At 66.4% G+C, this 25760-nt stretch carries 22 protein-coding genes; 13 read left to right on the forward strand and 9 right to left on the reverse strand.

Annotation, left to right across the window (positions count from 1 at the left end):
• Positions 1-256 precede the first annotated feature (256 nt).
• The 4 genes from gndA to AC13D8_RS18635 all read right to left on the reverse strand — a co-directional run bounded on the left by gndA (position 257) and on the right by AC13D8_RS18635 (position 5320).
• The gene (gndA, locus tag AC13D8_RS18620; protein WP_482970080.1) at positions 257-1657 is read right to left on the reverse strand and encodes an NADP-dependent phosphogluconate dehydrogenase; all 1401 of its coding nucleotides are present in this window, start codon (positions 1655-1657) and stop codon (positions 257-259) included.
• Positions 1658-1727: 70 nt separating this feature from the next.
• Positions 1728-2654, reverse strand: coding sequence for an ornithine carbamoyltransferase (gene argF / locus AC13D8_RS18625; RefSeq protein ID WP_482970081.1), 927 nt, complete (start codon positions 2652-2654; stop codon positions 1728-1730).
• A gap of 77 nt (positions 2655-2731) precedes the next feature.
• The gene (locus AC13D8_RS18630) at positions 2732-3907 is read right to left on the reverse strand and encodes an acetylornithine transaminase (protein WP_482970082.1); all 1176 of its coding nucleotides are present in this window, start codon (positions 3905-3907) and stop codon (positions 2732-2734) included.
• A gap of 174 nt (positions 3908-4081) precedes the next feature.
• Positions 4082-5320 carry an MFS transporter gene (locus tag AC13D8_RS18635; RefSeq protein WP_482970083.1) on the reverse strand — a complete coding sequence of 413 codons (1239 nt, stop codon included), beginning with the start codon at positions 5318-5320 and terminating at the stop codon, positions 4082-4084.
• 167 nt (positions 5321-5487) lie between these two features.
• On the opposite strand from AC13D8_RS18635, the gene AC13D8_RS18640 reads away from it, so the two are divergent.
• From AC13D8_RS18640 to AC13D8_RS18655, 4 genes are all read left to right on the forward strand, one after another.
• Positions 5488-6387 carry a DMT family transporter gene (locus tag AC13D8_RS18640; protein ID WP_482970084.1) on the forward strand — a complete coding sequence of 300 codons (900 nt, stop codon included), beginning with the start codon at positions 5488-5490 and terminating at the stop codon, positions 6385-6387.
• A gap of 46 nt (positions 6388-6433) precedes the next feature.
• Positions 6434-6826: a hypothetical protein gene (locus tag AC13D8_RS18645; protein WP_482970085.1), complete on the forward strand. Its 393-nt coding sequence runs from the start codon at positions 6434-6436 to the stop codon at positions 6824-6826.
• The gene (locus AC13D8_RS18650; protein ID WP_482970086.1) at positions 6823-7770 is read left to right on the forward strand and encodes a sterol desaturase family protein; all 948 of its coding nucleotides are present in this window, start codon (positions 6823-6825) and stop codon (positions 7768-7770) included. The genes AC13D8_RS18645 and AC13D8_RS18650 overlap by 4 nt, the downstream gene beginning before the upstream one ends.
• 261 nt (positions 7771-8031) lie before the next feature.
• Complete coding sequence (locus AC13D8_RS18655; RefSeq protein ID WP_482970087.1) at positions 8032-8592, forward strand: TetR/AcrR family transcriptional regulator; 561 nt, start codon at positions 8032-8034, stop codon at positions 8590-8592.
• Between the two features lie 5 nt (positions 8593-8597).
• Here AC13D8_RS18655 and AC13D8_RS18660 read toward each other — a convergent pair whose 3' ends face one another.
• The 4 genes from AC13D8_RS18660 to tsaA form a co-directional block, all read right to left on the reverse strand.
• Positions 8598-9380 (reverse strand): squalene/phytoene synthase family protein, encoded by a 783-nt coding sequence (locus tag AC13D8_RS18660; RefSeq protein WP_129431943.1) that lies wholly within the window; start codon positions 9378-9380, stop codon positions 8598-8600.
• Positions 9377-10993, reverse strand: coding sequence for a citramalate synthase (gene cimA, locus AC13D8_RS18665; protein WP_482970088.1), 1617 nt, complete (start codon positions 10991-10993; stop codon positions 9377-9379). Before cimA ends, AC13D8_RS18660 begins: the two co-directional genes overlap by 4 nt.
• A 222-nt stretch (positions 10994-11215) precedes the next feature.
• Entirely contained in the window at positions 11216-12589 is a 1374-nt protein-coding gene (gene cysS / locus AC13D8_RS18670; RefSeq protein WP_482970089.1) for a cysteine--tRNA ligase, read from the reverse strand.
• A gap of 70 nt (positions 12590-12659) precedes the next feature.
• A complete protein-coding gene (gene tsaA / locus AC13D8_RS18675) occupies positions 12660-13130 on the reverse strand; it encodes a tRNA (N6-threonylcarbamoyladenosine(37)-N6)-methyltransferase TrmO (RefSeq protein ID WP_482970090.1) in 471 nt (156 codons plus the stop codon).
• A gap of 79 nt (positions 13131-13209) precedes the next feature.
• Here tsaA and AC13D8_RS18680 point away from each other — a divergent pair, with 79 nt between their 5' ends.
• Positions 13210-15009, forward strand: coding sequence for an aminopeptidase P family protein (locus AC13D8_RS18680; RefSeq protein ID WP_482970091.1), 1800 nt, complete (start codon positions 13210-13212; stop codon positions 15007-15009).
• A gap of 70 nt (positions 15010-15079) precedes the next feature.
• The gene (locus AC13D8_RS18685; protein ID WP_129431938.1) at positions 15080-15421 is read left to right on the forward strand and encodes a DUF427 domain-containing protein; all 342 of its coding nucleotides are present in this window, start codon (positions 15080-15082) and stop codon (positions 15419-15421) included.
• A 29-nt stretch (positions 15422-15450) separates the two neighbouring features.
• Here the strand turns inward: AC13D8_RS18685 and AC13D8_RS18690 are convergent, their stop codons facing one another.
• Positions 15451-17064 carry a chloride channel protein gene (locus tag AC13D8_RS18690; protein WP_482970092.1) on the reverse strand — a complete coding sequence of 538 codons (1614 nt, stop codon included), beginning with the start codon at positions 17062-17064 and terminating at the stop codon, positions 15451-15453.
• Between the two features lie 158 nt (positions 17065-17222).
• Between AC13D8_RS18690 and AC13D8_RS18695 the strand changes: the two genes are divergently transcribed.
• From AC13D8_RS18695 to lpxC, 7 genes are all read left to right on the forward strand, one after another.
• Complete coding sequence (locus AC13D8_RS18695) at positions 17223-18599, forward strand: FAD-binding oxidoreductase (protein WP_482970093.1); 1377 nt, start codon at positions 17223-17225, stop codon at positions 18597-18599.
• 44 nt (positions 18600-18643) lie between these two features.
• On the forward strand, positions 18644-19612 hold the full coding sequence (murB, locus tag AC13D8_RS18700) for a UDP-N-acetylmuramate dehydrogenase (protein ID WP_482970094.1): 969 nt from the start codon (positions 18644-18646) through the stop codon (positions 19610-19612).
• Positions 19613-19678: 66 nt separating this feature from the next.
• Positions 19679-20572, forward strand: a complete 894-nt coding sequence (locus tag AC13D8_RS18705) for a D-alanine--D-alanine ligase (protein WP_482970095.1) — start codon at positions 19679-19681, stop codon at positions 20570-20572.
• On the forward strand, positions 20560-21453 hold the full coding sequence (locus AC13D8_RS18710) for a cell division protein FtsQ/DivIB (protein ID WP_129431934.1): 894 nt from the start codon (positions 20560-20562) through the stop codon (positions 21451-21453). Before AC13D8_RS18705 ends, AC13D8_RS18710 begins: the two co-directional genes overlap by 13 nt.
• Positions 21450-22784, forward strand: a complete 1335-nt coding sequence (gene ftsA / locus AC13D8_RS18715) for a cell division protein FtsA (protein WP_482970096.1) — start codon at positions 21450-21452, stop codon at positions 22782-22784. The genes AC13D8_RS18710 and ftsA overlap by 4 nt, the downstream gene beginning before the upstream one ends.
• A gap of 174 nt (positions 22785-22958) precedes the next feature.
• Positions 22959-24572, forward strand: coding sequence for a cell division protein FtsZ (ftsZ, locus tag AC13D8_RS18720; RefSeq protein WP_129431932.1), 1614 nt, complete (start codon positions 22959-22961; stop codon positions 24570-24572).
• A 266-nt stretch (positions 24573-24838) separates the two neighbouring features.
• Positions 24839-25759, forward strand: a complete 921-nt coding sequence (lpxC, locus tag AC13D8_RS18725; protein ID WP_482970097.1) for a UDP-3-O-acyl-N-acetylglucosamine deacetylase — start codon at positions 24839-24841, stop codon at positions 25757-25759.
• Position 25760: the final 1 nt, after the last annotated feature.

Genomic DNA, 25760 nt, shown 5'->3' on the forward strand with positions numbered 1-25760 from the left:
TGACCGGATCGTAATCACCCCGCCCAGCCAGCAGGCAGTTCCGGTACTAGATATGCGCTCGCATCATACCGGCCATGTTGCACATGCGGCATTATTGACCTTGAACGCGCCCGGCACCATCATTATTTGCCAATCATGACGGTGCCGGGCGAAAGCCTATCACCCTCATACCTCCCTGTTGGACTATGGCCGAGCTTAGTGCTCGGCCTTTTTTTTGCTGCTGCACATTCTCCGGGCAGGGCCGCCTGCGCCAGCGTCAGTCCCACCACGGTCCGTGATGGCGCCCCGCCTGCCCCAGCCGCTCGAACCCATGATGACCGAACCAGTCGCGCTGCGCCTGTATCAGCCCCGCGGTTCCATGTCCGTGGCGCATCGTGTCATACCACGCCAGCGCCGCCGAAAGTGCAGGCACCGGATGGCCCGCATGGACCGCCTCGGCCACCACCTGCCGCAGTGCTGGCAGATGCCCGACCAGGCGCTCCGCGAAGCCGGGCGCGAGAAGCAGCTCGCCCTCCGGCGCACCCGCGGCAAAGGCACCGGCGATATCGTCGAGCAGATCGGCACGAATGATGCAGCCCGCCCGCCAGATCCGCGCGATCACCTCCGGCTCCAACGCCCAGCCGTACTCTTCCGACGCCGCCGCGATCACCCGGAACCCCTGCGCATAGGCCAGCAGGCGCGCGGCGAGGAACGCCTCGGCCAGTGTCTCCGGTGTGGCAACGATCGCGCCTGCGGCACCGCCCAGCACCGCCTCGGCCGCCTGCCGCACTTCCTTTTCAGAGGACCAGCTTCGCGCGCCCACCGCCGCCTCGATCACACTGGCCGACTGTCCCAGCCGCAGGGCTTCGATCACCGTCCAGCGCCCGGTGCCCTTCTGCCCCGCCGCGTCCTTGATGACGTCGACCACCGGATGCCCCGTCTGCGGGTCGCGCGCAGCCAGCACCTCGGCGGTTATCTCCACGAGGAACGAGCGCAGCGGCCCCGCGTTCCATGTCTCGAACAGCGTCCCGATCTCGGGCGGCGACAGCCCCGCGCCGCCGCGCAACAGGCCGTATATCTCCGCGATGATCTGCATGTCGGCATACTCGATGCCGTTATGCACGGTCTTGACGAAATGGCCGGCGCCATCGGGGCCCAGATGCGCCACGCAAGGGCTGCCGTCGTGCCGGGCAGCAATGGCGGTGAGGATGGGGGCGATCCGCTGCCATGCCTCGAGGGGGCCGCCCACCATCATCGACGGGCCGGTGCGCGCGCCCGCCTCGCCGCCCGAGACGCCGAGACCGACGTAATACCGACGAGATACCGACAATTCCCGCGCCCGTCTCCTCGTGTCGTGGAAATCGGCGTTGCCGCCGTCGATCACTATGTCGCCGGGCGCCAGCAACGGGTCGATCTCGCGCAGCATCGCGTCCATCGGAGCACCCGAGGGAATCATGAACAGGATGACGCGGGGACGCTCCAACGCGGCAACGAAATCCGCAAGGTTTTCATGGGGATACAGTCGATCCGCCAGCCCCCCCGCCTCTTCGATGAAGGGCGCGATCCACTCGGCCTCGCGGTTGCTCACGGCCACGTCAAAGCCCTTTTCGGCCATGTTCAGCGCCAGCGCGCTGCCCATCGTGCCGAGGCCGTATATGCCGATCCTCGCGCTGGCCATCCCCTCTCCGATACCGCTAACGGATAGGTCTAACCCTAGGCGTTGACACAAGAAAATGCAAGCACGCCCCTCACACCCCGAGGCAGTGGCGAAGGATCGCCTTCTGCGCGTGCAGACGGTTCTCGGCCTCGTCGAAGATGACCGAATTGGGCCCGTCCATGACCTCCGATGTCACCTCCTCGCCGCGATGTGCGGGCAGGCAATGCATGAACAGCGCGTCCGGCTTCGCCTGCGCCATCAGGTCGGCATTGACCTGGTAGGGGCGCAGCATGTTGTGGCGGCGCTCCTTGGTGGACTGGCTGTCATGCATCGACACCCAGGTATCGGTCACCACCAGATCGGCACCTGCCACCGCCTTGGCCGGGTCGCGCTCGATGGTCACGTTGCGCCCCGCCTTGCGCGCAAACCCGATGAATTCCGGCTCGGGATCAAGCTGCATAGGCCCGGTAAAGGTCAGATCAAACCCGAATTGCGCCGCAGCATGCAGGAACGAGGCGCAGACATTGTTGCCATCGCCCGACCACACCACCTTCTTGCCGGTGATCGGCCCGCGATGCTCCTCAAAGGTCAGGATATCGGCCATGATCTGGCAGGGATGGGTGCGGTCGGTGAGCCCGTTGACCACTGGCACATCCGCATGCTCGGCCATTTCCAGCAGCACCGATTCATCGAAGGTGCGGATCATGATGAGATCGACATAGCGGCTCATGACCCGAGCGGTATCGGCAATGGTCTCGCCATGGCCAAGCTGCATGTCGGCACCCGACAACACCATGGTCTGCCCGCCCATCTGCCGGACACCCACGTCGAACGAGACGCGCGTGCGTGTCGACGGTTTCTCGAATATGAGTGCGACCATGCGCCCGGCGAGCGGCTGCTCGGCGTCGGGCGTGCCGCGCGGGCAGCCATCACGCGCATCCTTCATCGCACGCGCGCGGTCAATAATGGCGCGCAAATCGGCCGGATCGGTTTTGTGAATGTCGAGAAAATGGGTCATGTCGTTTTCACTTTTGCAATCGGGGCACCCGTGGGGGCAAGCCCCACACCCCCGGGATATGTCTGGCCAAAAGAAACTCAGGCGGTTTCCAACGCGGTGGCAGCCGCGTCGAGTCGGGAAACTGCCTCGGCGATCTCACCTTCAGTGATCGTGAGCGGCGGAAGCAGGCGGATCACGTTGTCGGCCGCCGGGACGGTCGCCACCAGCGCGTCATAACCCGCCTTGACCACGTCGGTATTTGCCACCTTGCAGGTGAGCCCCAGCATCAGGCCCAGCCCTCGCACGCCGGTAAAGATGTCGGGATGCGCGGCTACCAGCCCTTCGAGGCGCTGGCGCATAAACCCCGCTTTGCGGTTGACCTCGGCGAGGAACTCGGGCGTCGCGACATGATCCATCACCGCGCAACCCACGGCACAACCCAGCGGGTTGCCGCCATAAGTCGAGCCATGCGTGCCTGCTCCCATGCCCGCAGCGGCATTTTCCGTAGCCAGCACCGCACCTAGCGGAAAGCCACCGCCGATGCCCTTGGCGACCATCATTATATCAGGCGTAATCCCGGCCCATTCGTGGGCAAAAAGCCTTCCCGTGCGCCCCACGCCGCACTGCACCTCGTCGAGGATGAGCAGGATGCCCCTCTGGTCGCAGAGATCGCGCAGCCCCTTGAGGCATTGATCGGGCAGCGGGCGGATGCCGCCCTCGCCCTGCACCGGCTCGATGAGGATAGCGGCGGTATTGTCGTCGATAGCGGCATGGAGCGCGTCGTGGTCGCCCCAGGGCACATGCTTGAAGCCCGGCAACAGGGGGCCGAAGCCCTTGGTCATCTTCTCAGACCCGGCGGCAGCGATACCCGCCGAGGACCGTCCGTGGAATGATCCTTCGAAGGCGATGATATCCGTGCGCTCTGGCTGGTCGGCATCGAAGAAATGCTTGCGCGCCATCTTGATGGCGAGCTCGCAAGACTCGGTGCCGGAATTGGTGAAGAACACCGTGTCGGCGAATGTCGCCTCCACCAGCCGGTCAGCCAGTTCCTGCTGCGCAGGGATCTGGTAGAGGTTCGAGGTATGCCACAGCTTGCCGGCCTGCTCGGTCAGCGCCGCCACGAGGTCGGGATGGGCATGGCCCAGCGCATTGACCGCAATGCCGGCCCCGAGATCGAGAAATCGGCGCCCGTCCGCCTCGATCAGCCATGCGCCTTCGCCCTTCACAAAGGAAAGCGGCGCGCGGTTATAGGTCGGCAGGATCGACGGGATCATGGCATGGTCCTTCAGCAAGAAGCCCCTTGAGTGCCGCATGGGCGGGGGCAAGTCAACGATGAGGGGGCATATGGCACGAGTGGTGCCGGGGATCACGGGCGTCGCGGGACGTCAGGCGCGGGTGCGTCGGCGTCGGGTTGCGGAATATATCAGGCGCGTGGTCATGCTGCTGCTTTACCCACTTTCCGGTGCATGGGAAAGTGGAATCTCGCGACGGTGCACGGTGCCGAGGCGCGGATGCAGTCGTCGGGCCAGATGCGCGCAGCCCAGCAGTCCCGCCCCGGTCAGGACAAAAACCCCTGAAAGCGGCGCAGCGAGCAGCACCAGCCACGCCACCCCCGGTGTCACGATGCCCGAGACATCGCGAAAACTGGCATAGATCGCCGACATCTCGGTGCGCTCCGACGGCTTGACCGCGAGCAGGAATGGCAGCCCCGCCGAGATGTCGAGCAGCACCAGGAAAACCGACGCAAGCGCCAGCGCCGCAACCGCCGCCCAGGGCCACCCGCCTAGCACGGCAGCGATGACAAAGAGCAGCCCAGCGGCGGTGAACCCGGTACGCACCGCCTGCCGAATCGAGCGGCGCTGCATCCACGCAAGCATCAGCGGCGTGGCAAAGAGCATCCCGTTCGAGGCCGAGAGCAGCATACCGCCCAGAGCCTCGCTCAGGCCCCGCTCGACCGCGAAGATCGGCAGGTAGACCACGTAGACCCACCAGCCGCAGGAGCGGATCACGGCGAACACCCAGCCCGCCACGAGCCGCGGCTGCGCGGCGAAGCGCGGCAGCCACGCCAGCGGGTTGGGTGCCGGGCCGCGCGCACGGGTGATGAGCCGCCCATTGCCCAAGCGCTGCCAGAAGAACACGCCCAGCATGGTCAGGGCGGCAAATGTGGCGATGATAAAAGGTAGCGGTCGCCAGAGATCGAGCAGCGTCACGCCGAGCCACGGACCCGCCGTCCAGCCGAGTGCGCCAAAGAACATACGCGACGTCTCACAGCGGCCCAGGTCGGCCTTGGCGATATGGTCGAGGACGTAGGCGTTGAAACACACGAAGATCGTCACCGTGGCCGCCGTCACCATCGCCAGCGCTGCCATCATCGCAACCGCCCCACCCGCTGCCCCGAGGGCCGCGCCGACCGCGAACATCGCGCACCCCCCTGCGTAGACCCAGCGGCGCGGCACGAAGCGCGTCGCGTATGGCACCATTAGCCCGGTGCCGAGCGACAGGAGGCCAACGAGGAAATACACTTCCGAAACCCGCGCCGCCGCGCCCAGCGCACGATAGATCTCGAGCGGCATGACCGAGATCAGAATGCCGCGCGCGATTGCCTCAATGCCCGCGAGAAGGCCGAAGCCGCGCACCGAAGGGGTGGGCGGATGGCGCAGCCAGTCGGGAACGGAACGCAGGTGCATGGGCTCTCCTTCACCCCGGCTTTGCCACGCGCTGCGCGCCCCGGCTTGGCAGCGCGCGACGCCATGTCGCTTTCGGATCGCGCTACACAGGAATTTGTCCGCCGCGCGTCTTGTCCCTGCGGTACTTCGCGCTTGCAGGGGCAGCGGCCCTGGCGCACAGATCGGCCATGTTCACGCCGCACGCTCCCAACCCGGCCCTTGCCGCCCTGCTCACGCTTGTGGCCGCTGCCCTTCTTGCCGGTACCACGCTGCTCGCAAAGGCGCTTGGCACCGATGCGCTCGGGGCCCCGCTGCACGCGCTGCAGGTCAGCCACGGGCGGTTTCTCTTCGCCTTTCTCGCCATCGGGGTGATGACGGCACTGTTCCGTCCGCATTTCACGCGGCCCGATCTCGCGACCCATGCCAAACGCTCAGGCTTTGGCTGGGCCGGGGTCACGCTGATGTTCGCCGCCGCCGCCTTCATCCCGCTGTCGGACGCCACGGCAATCAGCTTTCTCAACCCGGTCTTCGGCATGATGCTGGCGATACCGCTTCTGGGCGAACGGGTCGGCCCGCTACGCTGGTGCGCCGCCGCCATCGGCCTTGCGGGGGCCGCGATCCTGATGCGACCGGGAAGCGGCGTGATCGAACCGGGCGCCCTTCTGGCACTCGGAGCGGCGATGTGCCTGGGGGCAGAGCTCATATTCATCAAGCAGCTGTCGGGCCGCGAAGGGCCGTGGCAGATCCTTCTGATCAACAACGCCATCGGCCTCGGTATCGCGACCGTCGCCGTGATTTGGGTCTGGGCCACCCCCACGCCCGCGCAATGGGCGGCGCTGATCGGCATCGGCCTCTTGATGGCGCTGGCACAGGCCTGTTTCGTAAATGCCGTGGCGCGGGGCGATGCAAGTTACGTGGCCCCGTTCTTCTACACCACGCTGGTCTTTGCCGCGCTCTACGACGGGGTGATCTTCGGGGTCTGGCCCGATGCCATCTCGATCACCGGGGCCGCCACTGTGCTGTGTGGCGCGGGGCTGCTGGCGTGGCGCGAGGGACGGCAGCGAAAGGTGCCGCAACACCCCCTTTGACAAATACGCCTCCCCGTTGGCTAAATCCGGTCCGAGGGAGGGGATCATGCCGCTGAGCATCCTGTTGCCGATGGTCGGCCTTGGCATCTCCGGCATCGCGGTGCTGTTGCACCTGCAGGGCCTGTCGCGCCAGGCAACGCTTGCCGATGAGGCCGCGGCGCGGGCCGCGTGGCTGCGCGAGTTTCCCGGTGATACACCCGCGCGCGTGACGCTTTGCCACGACCGCTCCGCCGCCCTGATCGCAACCGACACGGGCCGTGGCGTGGTCTGGTCGATGGGCGCGGACACCACGGCACGTTATCTCAACGGCGCACAGATCAAGCCCACCCGGACCGGTCTGCATATCGACCTGCCCGACTATACCGCGCCTCGCATTCAACTCACACTCGACTCGGGCGAAACTGCAGAGTGGCAGAACACGCTGGAGAAGACTGCATGAGCGACATGATCACCTTTCCCGACGTGGTGAACTGGGCGGTGCCCTTCTTCATCGCCGCCATCCTCGCCGAACTTCTCTGGATCGCCATCAGGGGACGCGGCGGGCGCTACGAGACGCGCGACGCGCTCACCTCTCTTCTGCTGGGCGCGGGCAATGTGGCGAGCGGGATTCTCCTCGGCTTCATCGCCTACGGGTTCTTCATGGTGTTGTGGGAGATCACGCCGCTCGATCTCGGCACCTCGGTGAGCATGATCGCACTGTGCTTTGTGCTCGACGACCTGCGCTATTACTGGGTCCACCGCTTCGGCCACCGTGTCCGCTGGGTCTGGGCCAGCCATGTCAACCACCGCTCCTCGCAGCACTACAACCTGACCACCGCGCTGCGGCAGACATGGACCGGTACATTTACCTTCATGATGTTGGTGCGCGCCCCGCTGATCCTGCTGGGCTTTCACCCCGCCATGGTGCTCTTCGTGGGCGGGCTCAATCTCATCTACCAATTCTGGATCCATACCGAGGTGATCGGCAAGATGCCACGCTGGTTCGAGGCGGTGATGAACACGCCCTCGCACCACAGGGTGCATCACGGGCGCAACCCGCGCTATCTCGACTGCAACTTCGCGGGTGTCTTCATAATCTGGGACAAGATATTCGGCACCTTTGTCCCCAAGATGGAGGAGGAGAAGGTCGATTACGGCCTCGTCCACAACTTGGGCACGTTCAACCCGATCCGCGTGGCCTTTCACGAATGGATGGGCATCTTCCGCGACGCCACGCAGCCGGGGCTGACATGGCGCGAGCGGCTCAATTACTGCATCATGCCACCGGGCTGGAGCCATGACGGCAGCCGCGAGACATCGACCGCGATCAAGGCGCGCCACGTGCAGACGCATCCCGAGGCCTCGGGAACTCCGGGATTGCCGCTTACCGAACACACGTTATAGGCGTCTCACGCGCCACGCACGGCTTTGTTATTTGACCATTCGTTCCAAATGCGGCTTTATCGGGATGCGCTGAGGCGCCATCACTCACGATAAATTTGGGGCCGTCTTTCCTATCTCCGGCAACAAGACGGCAGTCCGAAACTTACCCGGCATCCTGTCCAAGGCCCATTACTCAGCCTTGTTCGGGGTGTCGGAGATGGCATAGGCTCGAACACGCGGCCCGGCACCTCGCCGACCCGCACCACGCCGAGCGGAGCGACCATGCCCTGGGAAAAGACATATAACGAGGCCGAGGTGCTCGATGCGGCGATGCGTGCATTCTGGAGCAATGGCTTCCAGGGCACGTCGATGGCCGATCTCGTTGCCGCGACCGGTCTCAACCGTGGCAGTCTCTACGCCGGCTTCGGCAACAAGCGCACCATCTTCCTGCGCGCGCTTAGGCATTACGACGCCACCTATCGCACCGGCTATCTCGATCATCTGGGGCGCGAGCACGAGCCCCGCGAAGCGATCCTTGCCGCCTTCGAAGCGGCGGCGCGCGGCGATCCAAAGCTCCCCGGCCGCTGCCTAATGGTCAATACCGCGATGGAACGCGCGCCGCATGACCCCGAGATCGCAGCGATGGTGGGGGCTTGTATGGCGCATGTCGAGGCGTTCTTCGCTGACAGCCTGTCACGGTGCGAAACCTCGCCGCCGGATGTCACGGAAACCGCGCGGGTGCTGCAGGGCCTGATGGTCGCGCTCCTCGTGATGACGCGCGCGAACCGCGACAGCCCGTCGATCCCCGCGATCCTCGCGCAGGCGCGCCGCCTCGTCGGCTGAGGCGGCTACCACCGTCCCGACGTCGCGCGCAACATCAGCGTGAGCCGACTGCGAACCGGGGCTAGGTCGAGCGTGCCCCCGGCCACGCGCGCGGGCCGCCGCGCCGCCGCACGCAGCACCGGGCCCGCCTCCCACAGCGGCAAGAGAGCGGCCGCCGCCGCAGGTGACACCTCCGCGCGGCGCCCCCGCGCCCGTACCAGTCGCCGCAGACCCTCTCGCGCCAGCGCCGCCACCGCCTCCGGCCGTCCATCGGGCAGCGGCCTGCGCCCCGCCGCCTCCAGCGCCGGGATCGCGCGGAACCAGTTGGCGAGGCCCAGGGCGAAGCCTGCGTCAACCAGCACATCGTTGTCGGCGGGGCCAAGCACCCGCGCTGCCGCCCGAACCAGATTGGCCGAGGTGGCCTCGATATAACCGGTGAACTCAGCCTCGTCCGAGAACGGCGCGCGCTCGATATCCCACCGCCGCGCCTCCACAAGATCGACAAGCAATCCAGCCCCGTCGGCATCCAGCACATGCGCGAGCGGCGTTACCACCTCGTGCCGCCGCACCACGCCGCCCGTGCGGATTTCCTCCAGTGCGTCGGCCCACCACTGTAGGCGCATCTCGGCGATCATCGGCTCCTGCGTCACCCACGGCGCGCGCGCCACCTCGACATTGAAGGCGTAGATCGGGAACAACACCGCCCGAGCGGGCACCGGCGCCGCCATCGCAGCCTGAAATCGTGGCCTGTCGGCGCGACGCACAAGGTCCGCACAGGCGATGAGATCGTCGTCGAAGGTGAGGCTCACTCCGCCCCCTCGTAGAGCAGCTTCCAGTTGATGGCATCAAGCAGCGCCTCGAAGCTCGCGTCGACGATATTCGGGCTCACCCCCACGGTGGACCAGCGCCGGCCAGCGCTGTCCTGGCTGTCGATGATGACCCGCGTCACCGCCTCGGTGCCGCCCTGCGTGATGCGCACCTTGAAATCGACGAGGTGCATGTCGGCGATCTGGTCCTGATAGGGCCCCAGATCCTTTGCCAGCGCGCGCGCCAACGCGTTGACCGGCCCCCGGTCACAGCCTGCCTCGTCCATCGACTCGCTCACCGACAGCTTCTTGTCGCCATCGACCTTGACCACCACGACGGCCTCCGAGAGGCTTACCATCCGGTCGTACTTGTTCTTGCGCCGCTCCACCGTGACCTTGTAGCGCTTGACCTCGAAGAACTCTGGCATCTGCCCCAGTTCCTTGCGCGCGAGGATTTCGAAACTCGCCTGCGCGCTGTCATAGGTATAGCCTTGGTCCTCACGCTCCTTGATCCGCTCCAGCAGCAACGCAAGCCTCGGGTCGCCCGGCGCCACCTCGATCCCCGCTTCGGCCAGACGGCGCCGCAGATTCGACTGCCCGGCCTGATTGGACATCGGGATGATGCGCGCATTGCCCACCGTCTCCGGGTCGATATGCTCGTAGGTACTCGGGTCCTTGAGGATCGCGCTGGCGTGCAGCCCCGCCTTGTGGGCAAAGGCCGACGCCCCAACATAGGCCGCCTGCCGCAGCGGCACGCGGTTGAGGATTTCGTCCAGTTGCCGGCTCACCGCTGTGAGGCGCGTCAGCCCCTCATGGCTCACCCCCGTCTCGAACCGCCCGGCATAGGGCGGCTTCAGCATCAGCGTGGGAATGAGCGTGGTGAGGTTGGCATTGCCGCACCGCTCGCCCAACCCGTTCAGCGTGCCCTGCACCTGCCGCGCGCCCGCGTCCACCGCGGCGAGGCTGCCCGCCACTGCGTTGCCGGTGTCGTCATGGGTGTGGATACCCAGCCGCTCGCCGGGGATGCCGGCTGCAATCACCTCGCCCACGATGCGCCCGATCTCGGTGGGCAAGGTGCCGCCATTGGTGTCGCACAGCACGATCCACCGTGCCCCTCCCTCATATGCGGCGCGCAGGCACTCCAGCGCGTAACCGGGATTGGCGGTGTAGCCGTCAAAGAAATGCTCGGCATCGAACAGCGCCTCGCGCCCCTGCCCCGCCAGATGCGCCACGGACTTGGAGATGTTCTCGACATTCTCCTCCAGCGTGATGCCCAACGCCTCGGTCACATGGAAATCATGGGTCTTGCCGACGAGGCAGACAGCCTGCGTGGCCGCGTTCATCACTGCCGCCAGCACATCGTCATTCTCTGCCGACCGCCCCGCCCGCTTGGTCATGCCAAAGGCGGTCATCGTGGCGCGGGTCTGCGGCACCGCGTCGAAAAAGGCGCTGTCGGTGGGGTTGGCGCCGGGCCAGCCGCCCTCGATGTAATCGACGCCGAGCCGGTCGAGCGCCTGCGCGATCTGGATTTTCTCGGGCGTGGAAAAGCTCACCCCTTGCGTCTGCTGCCCGTCCCGCAGGGTGGTGTCGTAGAGATAGAGGCGTTCTTTAGTCATGACGCGGCTCCCTTTGCCCCAATTCCCCCCGCGCGGAATCAAGGCGTGCTTGCACGCCGCCGCGCGAGGGCCCGACCGCCCCCCGGGCGGGCGCTTCTGCAACGTTGCCACCCGAACAGTCGTCGCAGTAATCGGAACCATAAATCACCCCCCACAAGCGTTGTAGCGCCCCCCCGCGGTCGGGCCCTCGCGCGGCATGTCGGCGGTGTGCTGAAAGGCGCGTCACTTCAACGACTCCAGCTTCGCGGGGTCGAAATCAGGGCCGGGCACCAGTTCGACGCCCTCCCTGCGCATGCGAACCTCGATGCCTGCGTCGATCAGGAGAGCTTTGAGGCGATCCACTTCCGAGAAGTCTTTATTTTTCATGGCCCTACTTCGTTCTTCGCTCAGCATGTCGCCAAGTATCGACAGATCAAAGGTTGGCCCCGAGACCCAGTCCGGCAGGTCTGCGGCAAGCAATCCGAGAAACTGCAGCGTATAACGCAGGGTCGCAACGTCATCCGCGAGATAGAGTTGATGCAATTCGCTGATCGCCAAAGGCGTGTTCAAGTCATCTGCCAAAGCTTGAACGACAGCGATATAGGGTTGCCCCGTTCCAACACCCTGCGCGGCCTTGGCATACCATTTACGAAGCGTCTTCTCCGCCTCCCGCGCCTTCTCCGCCGTCCAATCCATCGGCTTCCGATAATGCGTCGAGAGAAAAACAAACCGGATCACCTCGCCCGGTATCCCCTGATCCAGCAAATCCCGCACCGTAAAGAAATTGCCCAGGCTCTTGGACATCTTCTTGCCCTCGACCTGCAGCATCTCGTTGTGCATCCAGACCTTGGCGAACTCCCCCTCCGGGTGCGCGCAGCAGCTTTGCGCGATCTCGTTCTCGTGGTGGGGGAACATCAAATCGTTGCCACCGCCGTGAATGTCGAAACTCTCGCCAAGCAATTCATAAGCCATCGCCGAGCATTCGATATGCCAGCCGGGCCGCCCCCGGCCCCAGGGTGAATCCCACCCCGGCTGATCCTCATCCGAGGGCTTCCACAGAATGAAATCCATCGGATTGCGCTTGTAGGGCGCGACCTCGACCCGCGCGCCTGCGATCATGTCATCGACCGTGCGCCCCGACAGCGCGCCATAATTCTCGCGCCAGCTATCCACGGCAAAGAGCACATGGCCCTCGGCCTCGTAGGCGTGGCCCTTGGCGATCAAATCCTCGATCATCGCCACCATCTCCGGGATGTACTGCGTCGCGCGCGGCATGTGGTCGGGCTCCAGCGCGCCCAACTCGCCCATATCTTCGAGAAACCACTGCGTCGTCTCCGCCGTGATCTCGCCGATGGCGCGCCCGCTTTCCTTGGCGCGCGCGTTGATCTTGTCATCCACGTCGGTAAAGTTGCGCACATAGGTGACATGCCCCTCCCCGTAGACATGCTGCAGCAGCCGATACAGCACATCGAACACCACCACCGGCCGCGCGTTGCCCAGATGCGCCCGGTCATAGACCGTCGGCCCACAGACATACATCCGCACGTTTGCAGGGTCCAAAGGCGCGAAATCCTCCTTGCGCCGGGTGCGGGTGTTATAGAGGCGGATGGTCGTCATGGCGTCCTCGTGGGGATGGATTGCGCGCGGGCTTAGCACCTTCGCCAGATGCTTGAAACCTCCGCGTTGCTCAGCCCTTGGGCGGGGCCTTGGGGGTGAATTCGCAGGTCACGGGCTTGATGTCGATGAGCGGCGTGCCATCGAGACAATCGAGCCCCCGCACGATCAGCGTGGTCCCCTCGACCCGCTCCAGCCGCACCCTTGAGAGCCCGATGGGATTGGGCCGCTGTGGCGAGCGCAGGGCGAAGGTGCCGAAATAGCGCACACCGTCATTGCCGGGGTTCTGAACCACGAGGTCGCGCCGCGCCCGGTCGAGCCAATAGAGCAGGTCGAGATGGGCATAGTCTTCGACCCCCATAAGCGCCTCCCGCCATGGCGCGAACACCTCCACCCGGCACTCGGGCCCATCCACGCGCCCCTGTCTCGGACAGTCCTTGCGCTCGGTCCAGGGCGTGTGGATGCGCCCGATGAAGTGCAGGGTGGCGTCGCCTGCCTCCGGCACCTCGACCAGCCTCTCGCCCGCGCGTACCCGGCTTTCCATTGCCCCGCCCCCGTTGTTGCCATTTCACGGGCTCTTCTTTAGCACTGAACCCCACCCCGCACCACGAGAGAGACGGCCTTTGTTCCAGAGCTTTACCGAGACCGCGCGCCCCGAACAGGGCCCGCCGCGCCTTGCCCGCCTGCGCCGCGCGATGACCGAGGCGGGTCTGGTGGGCTTTCTCGTGCCGCGGGCGGACGCGCACCAGGGCGAATATGTCGCGCCCTGCGACGACCGGCTGGCGTGGCTCACGGGCTTTACCGGCTCGGCAGGGCTCTGCGTGGTGCTGAACGATGTGGCGGGCGTGTTCGTGGACGGGCGTTACCGCGTGCAGGTGAGCGGGCAGATCGATACCGGGCATTTCACCCCCGTGGACTGGCCCGAGACGAGGCCCGGACCGTGGCTCGCCCGGCACCTGCCCGGGGGCGGCCCGGTGGGGTTCGACCCGTGGCTGTGGACACCCGGACAGATAGACGAGATCGAGGCGGCACTGCCCGAAGGCGTCCGCCTCGTGCCGTCCGACAACCTGGTCGATGCCGTCTGGCACGACCGCCCCGCCCCGCCGCGCGGCCCGATACAGCCCTGGCCCGAGACCCTGGCGGGCATGACCCACGCCGAAAAACGCGCGCAACTGGCCGAGAGCTTGCGCGCGTCCGGTGCGCGTGCGGCGGTCATCACGCTCACCGATTCCCTCGCCTGGTTACTGAACATCCGCGGTGCCGACATCCCCCGCAACCCGGTGCCGCAGGGCTTTGCCATCCTGCACGACACGGGCCGCGTCACGCTCTTCACCGAACCGGCCAAGCTCGATACCCGTGCGCGCGCGCATCTGGGCGACGAGGTGACGTCAGCCGCTCCCGAGGCGTTTGGCCCCGCGCTCGACTCACTCGACGGCCCAGTGCAACTAGACCGCAAGAGCGTGCCGGTTTGGGTCGTGCAGCGGCTCGCGGCGGCGGGTGTCGCACATACATGGGCCGAGGATCCCTGTATCCTGCCCAAGGCGCAAAAGACCGCCGCCGAGATCGACGCCACCCGCACCGCCCACCTGCGCGACGGTGCGGCGGTCTGCGAATTCCTTGCGTGGTTCGACGCGCAACCCGCCGGGACGCTGACCGAGATCGACGTGGTGACAAAGCTGGAGCAATGCCGCGCCGCCACCGGTCGCCTGCTCGATATCAGCTTTGACACTATCGCCGGTTCGGGCCCCAACGGAGCGCTGCCGCATTACCGCGTGACCGAGGCCAGCAACCGCACGCTTCGGGCGGGCGACCTGCTGGTTCTCGACAGTGGCGGGCAGTATCTCGACGGCACCACCGACATCACCCGCACCCTGCCCGTGGGCACGCCCGGAGACGCGGAACGCACGGCCTTTACCCGCGTGCTGCAAGGCATGATCGCCATCTCGCGCCTGCGCTTCCCCGAGGGGCTCGCGGGCCGCGATCTCGATGCGCTGGCGCGCTATCATCTGTGGCTCGACGATTGCGATTACGGCCACGGCACCGGGCACGGGGTTGGCGTCTATTCCTGCGTACACGAGGGGCCGCAGCGACTCTCGCGCCTGTCGGAGGTGCCGCTCGCGCCCGGCATGATCCTGTCAAACGAGCCTGGATATTACCGCGAAGGGGCCTTCGGCATCCGGATCGAGAACCTGATCGTGGTGCGCGAGGCATCCCCCGTGACGGGCGGCGACGGGGCCACGCAGATCGATTTCGAAACCGTCACATTCGCGCCCATTGACCGCCGCCTGATCCGCTCAGACCTGCTATCCGCGCCAGAGCGCGCCTGGCTCGACGGCTATCACGCCGCCTGCCGCGACAAGATCGGCCCTCTGCTTTCGGCACCGGCGCGGGTATGGTTGCAGCGACAGACCGCGCCGCTGTGACACATTCCCGTGACACTCGGACGGCAGACATGACCGAACAAGAACACCGGAACGACAGGAAGGACGACACATGAACAAGATAACGATACGCAAGGCAGACGGCACCTGGACGGTGCGCGCGGGCGGCGCAATCCTCGCCGAAAGCCGCAACGCGCTCGAACTTACTGAGGGCGAGTACCCGGCGGTGATCTATTTCCCGCGCGAAGATATTGCGATGGCGTTTCTAGATGAGAGCGAACAGACCAGCCATTGCCCGTTCAAAGGGGATGCGCGCTATTTCTCCATCGAGACCAAGAGCCAGACCATCGAGAACGCCGCCTGGAGCTACGAGGCGCCAAAGCCCGAGGCCGTGCGGATCGCCGGGCACATCGCCTTCTACACGACCGACAAGGTCGCGGTGGAGCGTATCTGATTGCCGGGCGACGCACGGGGACGCGCCGCTCAGCCGTGCTCTTCCTTCGACACGGCGGCCAGCGCGCCGTTATACGCCTTGAGCGCATCGACGTGAAACAACGCCCCCGCGAGGTCCGGCGGGGCATCCTCTCCCGAGAGCGTGACCACGGGCACGAAGGGCACGCCCGCGCGCTCGAAAACCGGCATGGCCGTCTCGAGCGTGGCGCTGGCATCGACATAGATCCCCTGCTCGATCAGCGACCAGCACTGGTCGGGGTCGGCGGCGCGGGCGTGATCGGGGTCACGCATCAGCCGTGACACCCGGAACATGCCCAGCAGGTAATCCTGCGGCCCCGCAGCCAGACGGATGCCGCGCCGCATGAGCTGAGTCAGGAAGAACGAGCGCCGGACCAGTCGCGCCGAGAGCGCCACCGAGGTCGAGACGGACACCATGACCGCAAGACCCGTCTGCCAGTCGCCGGTCAGCTCGAACACGATCAGCGTGGTCGAGATCGGCGCGCCCAGAACCGCCGCCGCCACCGCACCCATCCCGGCTAGCGCATAGAGTGTGGCCGCACCGGAATAGTCGGGCAGAACCGCCGTCGCCAGCAACCCGAAGGTCAGGCCCGTGAGCGCCCCTACCATCAGCGAAGGCGAGAACACGCCACCACCCATGCGCCCGCCCAGGGTGATTGCCACCGCCAGCACCTTGAGGACGGCGAACACGATTGCCTCGTGCCACACCAACCGCCCGGTCAGCGCCGCCGAGGTGGTCTCGTAGCCCACGCCAATGATATGCGGAAACCAGATCGCCAACGCCCCGAGCATCAGCCCCGCCGCTGCAGGCCGCAGCCAGCGCGGTATGCGCAGGCGCATCTGCACATGTCCGGCCACATCCTCGGCCACAAAGATCGCCAGCATCATCAGCGTCGCCACCAGCCCGCAGACCAGCCCGAGGATGAGGAAGGCGGGTAATTCCACGTAAAAGGACAGCACGCTGCTCACCGGCAGCGCGAATTCGGTTACGTCGCCGAAATGCAGTCGGCTGATGACTGTGCCCGCAACGCTCGCGATCACGATGGGCGCGAAAGCGTGGATCGCGAAATGCCGCAGCACCACCTCGAGCGCGAAGAGCGCGCCGGCGATGGGCGCGTTGAAAGACGCCGAAACGGCGGCGGCCACCGCGCAGCCCAGGAGGTCGCGCCCAGTGATCCCGTCGGCATTTAGGCGGTCGCTCACCCAGCCCGAGATGACCGCAGCAAGATGCACCACCGGTCCCTCTCGCCCCGACGAGCCACCTGTGCCCAGCGTCACCAGAGACGCGAGCGCCGAGGCCAGCCCCGCGCGCCGCTCGACCCGACCTTCGCTGAGCGCCGCGCCCTCGATCACGTCCGCGACCGTGCGCACGCGCCCGTCATCGGTGAACCGGTGCAGGACCAGGCCAACGATCAGCCCCCCGGCCACCGGCACCAGCAGCACCCAGAACCACGGCAGATGCTCGGCTTGCGAGTGTAGCCGAGCCACGTCCCCGGTCTGGTAGACCACTCCCTCCAGCGCCGAGATACCCTTGCGAAACAGCACTGCCGCGTATCCCGCGGCACTTCCCAGCAGGAGCGCGATCACCCAGAACTGGAACTGGCTCGGCCCGCGCCTGCGCAGCATCCGCCAGCCCCCGCGCAGGCGAATCGCCGCCTGTCTGCGCAATCGCGCGAAAAACGATCTGTCCCCGGGCTGCGTCACGTTTCCATCCGACTGCGCTGCTTTCGCATCGCGGCTTCATCGCCTAGGGTATCGTGACAGTCACGAACGAAAGTTGCCCAATGGACACGCAAAAAGCCCTTGACGACCTGCACTCCTGTCTAGGCCAACGGCTCAGCCTCTCCAAGTCCGATCTGGACCTTCACGGTCGCAGCGAGTCGTATTTCCCGCTCAGCCCGCCCGATGCTGTCGCCTATCCCGAAACCACCGACGAGGTGGCGCGCATCGTCGCCATCTGCGCGCGCCACCGCGTGCCGGTCACGGCATGGGGCACCGGCACCTCGCTCGAAGGACAGTCGCAGGCGTTTTCCGGCGGGATCGTGGTGGATTTCAGCCGCATGAACCGCGTCCTCGAGATGGCGCAGGCCGACATGGTGGCGCGCGTCCAGCCCGGCGTGACGCGCGAGGCGCTGAACGAGGAGCTGCGCGCCACCGGCCTGTTCTTTCCGGTCGATCCCGGTGCCAACGCGGCCCTCGGCGGCATGGCCGCAACCCGCGCCAGCGGCACCACCGCGGTGCGCTACGGCACCATGCGCGACAACGTTCTGGCGCTCGAGGTGGTGACAGCGACCGGAGAGGTGATTCGCACCGGCACTGCGGCGCGCAAATCCTCCTCTGGCTACGATCTCACCGCGCTGTTCGTGGGTTCCGAGGGCACGCTCGGCCTCATCACCGAGCTGACCCTGCGGCTCCATGGTCAACCCGAGGCGATCTCGGCGGCGGTCTGCGCGTTCGACAGCGTGGGGGACGCGGTCGAGACGGTCATCGACACGATCCAGTGCGGCGTACCGATGGCGCGGATCGAGCTGATGGACGAGGACAGCGTGCGCGCGGTCAACGCCTATTCCGGCATCGACCTCGCCGAGACGCCGCACCTTCTGCTCGAATTCCACGGCAGCGAAACGGGCGCGCGCGAACAGGCCGAAACCTTCGGCGCGATCGCCAGCGATCACGGCGGCAAGGGATTCGACTGGGCCACACGCCCCGAGGCGCGGACCGCACTCTGGACCATGCGCCACAATGCCTACTACGCGATCCTCGCCAGCCGCCCCGGCGCGCGCGCCATCGTCACCGATATCTGCGTGCCGATCTCGCGCCTGGCCGAGGCGATTGAGGAGACACGCACCGATCTCGCGCAGGCGGGCGTGGCAGGACCGATCCTCGGCCACGTCGGCGACGGCAATTTCCACGCCGTGCTGATGGTGGACATGGCCGACGAAGCCGAGATCGCGCGCGCCAAAGCCGCCTCGGATCGGATGGTGGAGCGTGCGCTGAGCATGGGCGGCACCGCCACCGGCGAGCACGGCATCGGCGTGGGTAAGCTGGGTTATATGGCGCGCGAACACGGGGGTGGCTGGGCAATGATGGGGGCGATCAAGGCCGCGCTCGACCCCGACAATATCCTGAATCCCGGCAAGCTGGTACCACCACGCAACTGACAGGCGGCTTTACCTCCCGGCCCCGCCGGGGCACAAGGACCGCCATGACCGAGATGCCGCAGACCATGCCGGTACCGCGCGGGCGGCTGAGCCGCGACCGCCCCCTGTCCGATTTGACCTGGCTGCGCGTGGGTGGCCCGGCGGACTGGCTGTTTCAGCCCGCCGACACCGATGACCTCGCAGAGTTCCTGCGCGCGCTCGACTCGGACATCCCGGTATTCCCGATGGGCGTGGGCTCCAATCTCATCGTGCGCGACGGCGGTATCCGCGGGGTGGTGATCCGGCTGGGGCGCGGCTTCAACACGATCCAGGCGAACGGCGACCGCGTCACCGCCGGAGCGGCGGTGCTCGACGCGCATGTGGCGCGGCGCGCAGCCGATGCCGGGATCGACCTCACCTTTCTGCGCACCATCCCTGGCAGCATCGGCGGCGCGGTGCGGATGAATGCGGGCTGCTACGGCTCTTACGTGGCCGATCACCTCGTAGAGGCGCAGGCGGTGACGCGCGCGGGCAAGGTATTGACGCTGACACCAGAGGCACTGAATTTCCGCTATCGCCACAGTGACCTGCCCGAGGGCTGCATCATCACCCGGGCCACGTTCCGGGGTCCGCCCGGCGCGCCCGAAACGTTAATCGCCAAGATGGACGATCAGGTGGCCCGCCGCGACGCCACGCAACCCACCAGGGACCGCAGCGCCGGCAGCACCTTTCGCAACCCGGCCGGTTTTAGCAGCACGGGGCGCGCCGACGACGTGCACGACCTCAAGGCCTGGTCGGTGATTGACCGCGCGGGGCTGCGCGGCGCGCGGCGCGGGGGCGCACAGATGAGCGGGAAGCACCCCAATTTTCTCATAAATACCGGCGGGGCCTCCGCGGCCGACCTGGAGGGTCTCGGCGAGGAGGTACGAAAAAGGGTTTTCCAAAACAGCGGAATACAGCTAGAGTGGGAAATCATGAGGGTCGGCGAACCGGCCCCGGGCGACAGCCCCGACAAAGAGCAGTCAGAACGATAACGCGGTCGCGCAAAGCGGCCCGGAAAATTGAGGCACTAGGTGGTTGGTTCGGGCAGAACAACCCCGATGGTTGCGGTGATGATGGGCGGCCCCTCGGCAGAGCGCGAGGTGTCACTCTCCTCCGGGCGTGAATGCGCCGCAGCGCTTCGGGACGCAGGCTACCGGGTCGTTGAGATCGACGCCGGCCTTGATCTCTGCGCACAACTTCAGGACATCTCTCCCGACGTGGTCTTCAACGCACTGCACGGTCGCTGGGGCGAGGATGGTTGCGTTCAAGGCCTGTTGGAATGGCTGCGTATCCCCTACACCCATTCCGGCGTACTGTCCTCGGCACTCGCAATGGACAAGGAACGCACGAAATCCGCCTACCGCGCCGCCGGACTGCCAGTGGTGGCAAGCCTGCTTGCCCCGCGCGAGGCGGTGCGCAAGCGCCATGTGATGGCCCCGCCCTACGTGGTCAAGCCCAACAACGAGGGCTCCTCGGTCGGCGTCTACCTCGTTCAGGAGGCCGCGAACGGGCCACCGCAACTGTCGGACGAGATGCCAGAGACGGTCATGGTAGAGGCCTATGCCCCGGGTCGCGAACTCACCACCACCGTGATGGGCGACCGCGCGCTCACGGTTACCGACATCCTCACCGACGGCTGGTATGACTACGATGCGAAGTACACACCCGGCGGATCGCGCCACGTGGTCCCCGCCGAGGTGCCGCAGGACATCTTCGACGCCTGCCTCGCCCACGCCCTGCGCGCCCACGAAGTGCTGGGCTGCCGCGGGCTGAGCCGCACCGATTTCCGCTGGGACGAGGGGCGCGGGGCAGACGGGCTGGTGCTGCTGGAGACCAACACCCAGCCAGGGATGACGCCCACCTCACTCAGCCCCGAACAGGCGCAGGCGGTCGGCATATCCTTTCCAGACCTCGTTCGCTGGATGGTGGAGGACGCATCATGCGGCCGGTGATCCCCCGCGCCGATCCCTCCCCCTCGCGGCTGCGCTACCGGCTGGAGCGGATGCGTCTCACACCGGGCTACAGACGGCTGACGCGGCTAGGCCTGCCACTGCTGATCGTCGCGGGAGTTGCGGGCGGATATCTCTACGATGCCGACCGGCGCGCGAATATCGCCGACCGCATCGCCGAGATCCGCCGCCAGATCGAAACGCGACCGGAATTCATGGTCCACCTGATCGAACTTGAGGGTGCCAGCGCCGGTGTACAGGAGGATATTCATGAGATCTTCCCGTATGACTTGCCTGCCAGTTCCTTCGATTTCGACATGGCCGCGCTCCGCGAGATGATCGAGGGGCTTCCGGCCGTCGCGCGTGCCGAGCTGCGTATCCGGCAGGGCGGCGTGCTTCGCGTCGCGGTGACCGAACGCGTACCGGTAGCCCTGTGGCGCACGCGCCACGGATTCGAGGTGCTCGACATCAGTGGCGCGGCCATCGCCACGGTCGAGGCGCGCACAACGCATGCCGACCTGCCGGTGCTGGCGGGAAGCGGTGCCGACCTCGCGGTGCCGCAGGCACTCGACATTCTCGCCTCGGCGACTGCGTTGAAACGCCCGCTGCGCGGCCTCGTGCGTATGGGCGAGCGGCGCTGGGACCTCGTGCTTGGCGACGGCAGGCGGGTGCGCCTGCCCGAGCGCGAACCGGTGCGCGCGGTCGAGCGGGTAATCGTGCTCGACCGGGCCAGCGACCTGCTGGAACGCGACCTTGTGAGCATCGACATGCGCCTCAGCACGCGACCCACGGTACGCATGAGCGAACATGCCACCGAGGAGTGGTGGCGCATCACGCGCGCGTCCGGCGTGCCAGCCATTTCGTCAGGGACGGAAACCAGATGATCGAACTTTACGAATCCCAGCGCGCGATGCGCGCGATGCGCAAGGCCGCGATCCAGCGCGGCGTGGTAGCGGTTCTTGATGTCGGCACATCCAAGATTTCCTGCCTGGTGCTGCGCTTCGACGGCACCGGGCGCTTTGCCGCGGCCGAGGAGGTCGGGCGCATGGCCGGGCAGGCAGGATTCCGCGTGATCGGTGCGGCGACGACGCGCTCACGCGGGGTGCGTCTGGGCGAGATCGAGGCGATGGCCGAGACCGAGCGCGCGATCCGCACCGCCGTGCAGGCAGCTCAGAAGATGGCGCAGATTCGCGTGGATCACGTCATCGCCTGTTTCTCTGGCGCGCGCCCGCGCAGCTACGGGCTCGCCGGCGAAGTCGACATCACCGGGCAGACCGTGACCGAGAACGACATCAGCCGCGTGCTCAGCGCGTGCGACGTGCCCGATATAGGCGAGGAACGCGAAGTGCTGCACGCCCAGCCCGTAAATTTCGCGCTCGACCACCGCTCTGGGCTGATCGACCCGCGCGGCCAGATCGGAAACTGGCTGACTACCGACATGCACATGCTCACCGTGGACGGGGTGGCCGTCCAGAACCTCGCGCATTGCGTAAAGCGTTGCGACATGGAGCTCGCGGGCGTCGGCAGCTCGGCCTATGTCTCGGGGATCGCCGCGCTGGTCGAGGACGAGCAGGAGCTGGGTGCCGCCTGCATCGACCTGGGCGGCGGTAGCGCGGGGCTTTCGATCTTCATCAAGAAGCACATGATATACGCGGACTGCGTCCGCATCGGCGGCGACCACGTCACCAGCGACATCTCGATGGGTCTCCAGGTGCCGCAAGCCACCGCCGAGCGGATCAAGACCTTCTATGGCGGGGTCGTAGCCACCGGCATGGACGACCGCGAGATGATCGAGACCGGCGGCGAGACCGGCGATTACGAGCACGACCGCCGCAAGGTCAGCCGCGCCGAACTGATCGGCATCATGCGCCCCCGCGTGGAGGAAATCCTCGAAGAGGTGCGCGCGCGGCTCGATGCGGCCGGCTTCGACCACCTGCCTAGCCAGCAAATCGTGCTCACCGGCGGCGGCAGCCAGATCCCCGGCCTCGACGGGCTCGCGAGCCGCATCCTCGGACAGCGCGTGCGCCTCGGGCGCCCCTTGCGCGTGCACGGTCTGCCGCAGGCGGCCACCGGCCCGGCCTTTGCCAGCGCCGTCGGCATGTGCCTGTTCGCGGCCAACCCACAGGACGAATGGTGGGATTTCGACATCCCCGTGGACCGCTACCCGGCACGCTCGCTGCGGCGGGCGGTCAAATGGTTCAGGGACAACTGGTGACCGCAATATGTGGCGAAATGAGCGAAATCCCGCGAAAACGCCCAGAAATCAGGGCATATTTGGTAGTTTCACGGTGTTTTTTTGGTGACGATTGACGCAACCATCGGTAAGAATGGGGACAATCAGGCGGAAAACGGCCTGCGCAGACAGGCCCAGAGACAGGCGGACAGAGCAATGACACTCAACCTATCACTCCCCGGTCAGGACGACCTCAAGCCGCGGATCACCGTGTTCGGTGTCGGAGGCGCTGGCGGTAACGCGGTCAACAACATGATCGAAAAGGCCCTCGACGGCGTTGACTTCGTCGTCGCCAATACCGACGCCCAGGCCCTCAGCCAGAGCCAGGCCGAGAGCCGCATCCAACTGGGCGTGAAGGTGACAGAGGGCCTCGGCGCGGGGGCCAAGGCGTCGATCGGCGCCGCCGCCGCAGAGGAATCGATCGAGCAGATCGTCGATCACCTCGCGGGCTCGCACATGTGCTTCATCACCGCGGGAATGGGCGGCGGAACGGGCACCGGCGCCGCGCCGATCATCGCGCAGGCCGCGCGCGAGCTTGGCGTGCTGACCGTGGGCGTCGTCACGAAACCGTTCCAGTTCGAGGGCGGCAAGCGCATGAAGCAGGCCGAGGCCGGTGTCGAGGCACTGCAGAAGATGGTGGATACGCTCATCATCATCCCCAACCAGAACCTGTTTCGTCTTGCCAACGACAAGACCACCTTCACCGAGGCCTTCAGCATGGCCGACGACGTCCTCTACCAGGGTGTCAAGGGCGTCACCGACCTGATGGTGCGCCCTGGTCTCATCAACCTCGATTTCGCCGATGTGCGCGCGGTGATGGACGAGATGGGCAAGGCGATGATGGGTACCGGCGAAGCCGACGGCGAAACCCGCGCCGTGCAGGCCGCCGAGAAGGCAATCGCCAACCCGCTTCTCGACGAAATCAGCCTCAGGGGCGCGCGCGGCGTGCTTATCAACATCACCGGCGGCCACGACCTGACGCTGTTCGAGCTTGACGAGGCCGCCAACCGCATCCGCGAGGAGGTGGACCCCGACGCCAATATCATCGTCGGCTCGACGCTCGACATCGAGATGGAAGGCCGGATGCGCGTGAGCGTCGTTGCCACCGGCATCGACGCCAGTGAAAACTCTGCCGACGTGCCCGTACCGCGCCGCTCTCTGGCCGAGCCTCTCCGGCAGCCCGAGGCCATCGAGGCCGACCTTCACGCCGAGCATGGCGGGGCCACTCCCGCGGTGGCTGAAGAACCCTCGCTTTTCGACCGCACCGAGGAACCACGGGCCGAGCCTGCCCAACCCGATACTTTCGTTGCGCAGGGCGCCGATGACGATCTCCCTCCACCCGCTTACCAGCCCCGTGCCGAAGAAGCCGTGGCATCAGGCCAGACCGACATGGAGATCGAGGAAGAGCTCGACGCCTTCCTCGCGCCACGCGCGCCCGCGCCCGGCACCCCCTCCCCTGAGGCGATGCAGCGGCTCCAGGTGGCGGTGAGCAAGGTCCCCTCGCAGGCAGCAGCGCGCCAGCAACAGCCAGCCGCGTCCGAGCAGGCCCCCGCCTCGTCCGGGGACGGGGCCGCACCGGACGATAAGCCGCGGTTCGGGATCAATTCGCTCATCAACCGGATGACCGGGCATGGCGGACAAGAGGCCCCGCGCCCTGCGCGCCAGCAGCCCCCAATGCAGGCCGCGCGCTCCGCGCAGCCCGCGCCCCGCGAGCAGGAAGAGGAGGATCAGATCGAGATCCCGGCCTTCCTGCGGCGTCAGGCTAACTGAAAACAGGCGCATCACCGCCCGATCTGGCCACCCTTCGGGGTGGCTTTTTCGTTTCAATAGCAACACCTGGGCGGCATAGGCAGAATCCCGCCCACGCCACGCGCCACGATGTTTCAATCGGTTGCAAAGATTGAGTTGAGGCTGTTCCTTGCAGCCTTTAGACACGTCTCAGTTAAAATTTCATGACCATATGCTCGCGTCATGGGCGGCCCACAGCGGCACGCCACGCTGCAGCGAGCCATCTGGTCGAATGATCGGAACAGAGCGTGCAAAGAACGATCAGACAGGCGGTTAGTTTCGACGGTGTTGGCCTGCATTCGGGCAAGCCCGCGCGTCTCGTGCTGCGACCGGCGCCCGCTGGGGCCGGCATCGTCTTTCACCGCACGGATCTGGACGAAACCACCCCACCAATTCCCGCACTGTGGGACCGGGTGGTGCAATCGCCGCTCTGCACGCGGCTGGTGGGCGCGGGCGATGCGTCTGTCTCGACCGTCGAGCATGTGATGGCAGCGCTGGTCGGGTGCGGCGTCCACAACGCCACGCTGGAGATCGACGGTCCGGAAGTTCCGATCCTCGATGGAAGCGCCGTGCCGTTCGTCACCAAGATACTCGCCGCGGGCCTCACACCGCAGGCCGCTCCGGTGCGCGCCATCCGCGTCCTGCGCCCCGTCGAGGTTACAAATGGCGCAGCACGCGCGCGGCTCTCGCCCGACGATACGCTGCGCATCGAGTTCACCATCGAGTTCGAGGACGCGGCCATCGGCGTACAGACCAAGAGCCTCAACATGTCCAATGGCAGCTTCGTGCGCGAGCTTTCGAATTCGCGCACCTTCTGTCGCAAGGCCGATGTCGAGACCATGCGCGCCAACGGCCTCGCGCTCGGTGGCACGATGGAAAACGCCGTCGTCGTAGACGGCGACGAGGTACTCAGCCCCGGCGGGCTGCGCCACGCCGACGAAGCGGTGCGTCACAAGATGCTTGACGCGGTCGGCGATCTGGGGCTCGCGGGGCTTCCGATCCTCGGCTTCTACCAGGGGATGCGTGCGGGCCATGCGCTCACCAACGACCTGCTGCACGCGCTGTTTTCCGATCAGGCCAACTATCGGATCGTCACCTGTGACGCGGCCACGGCAGCGCGCCTGCCCGGTGCCGGCGTGCATGTCGGCGAGATTCCCCGCGTCGCCTGAC

Source organism: Roseovarius sp. B-10 (assembly GCF_056859295.1).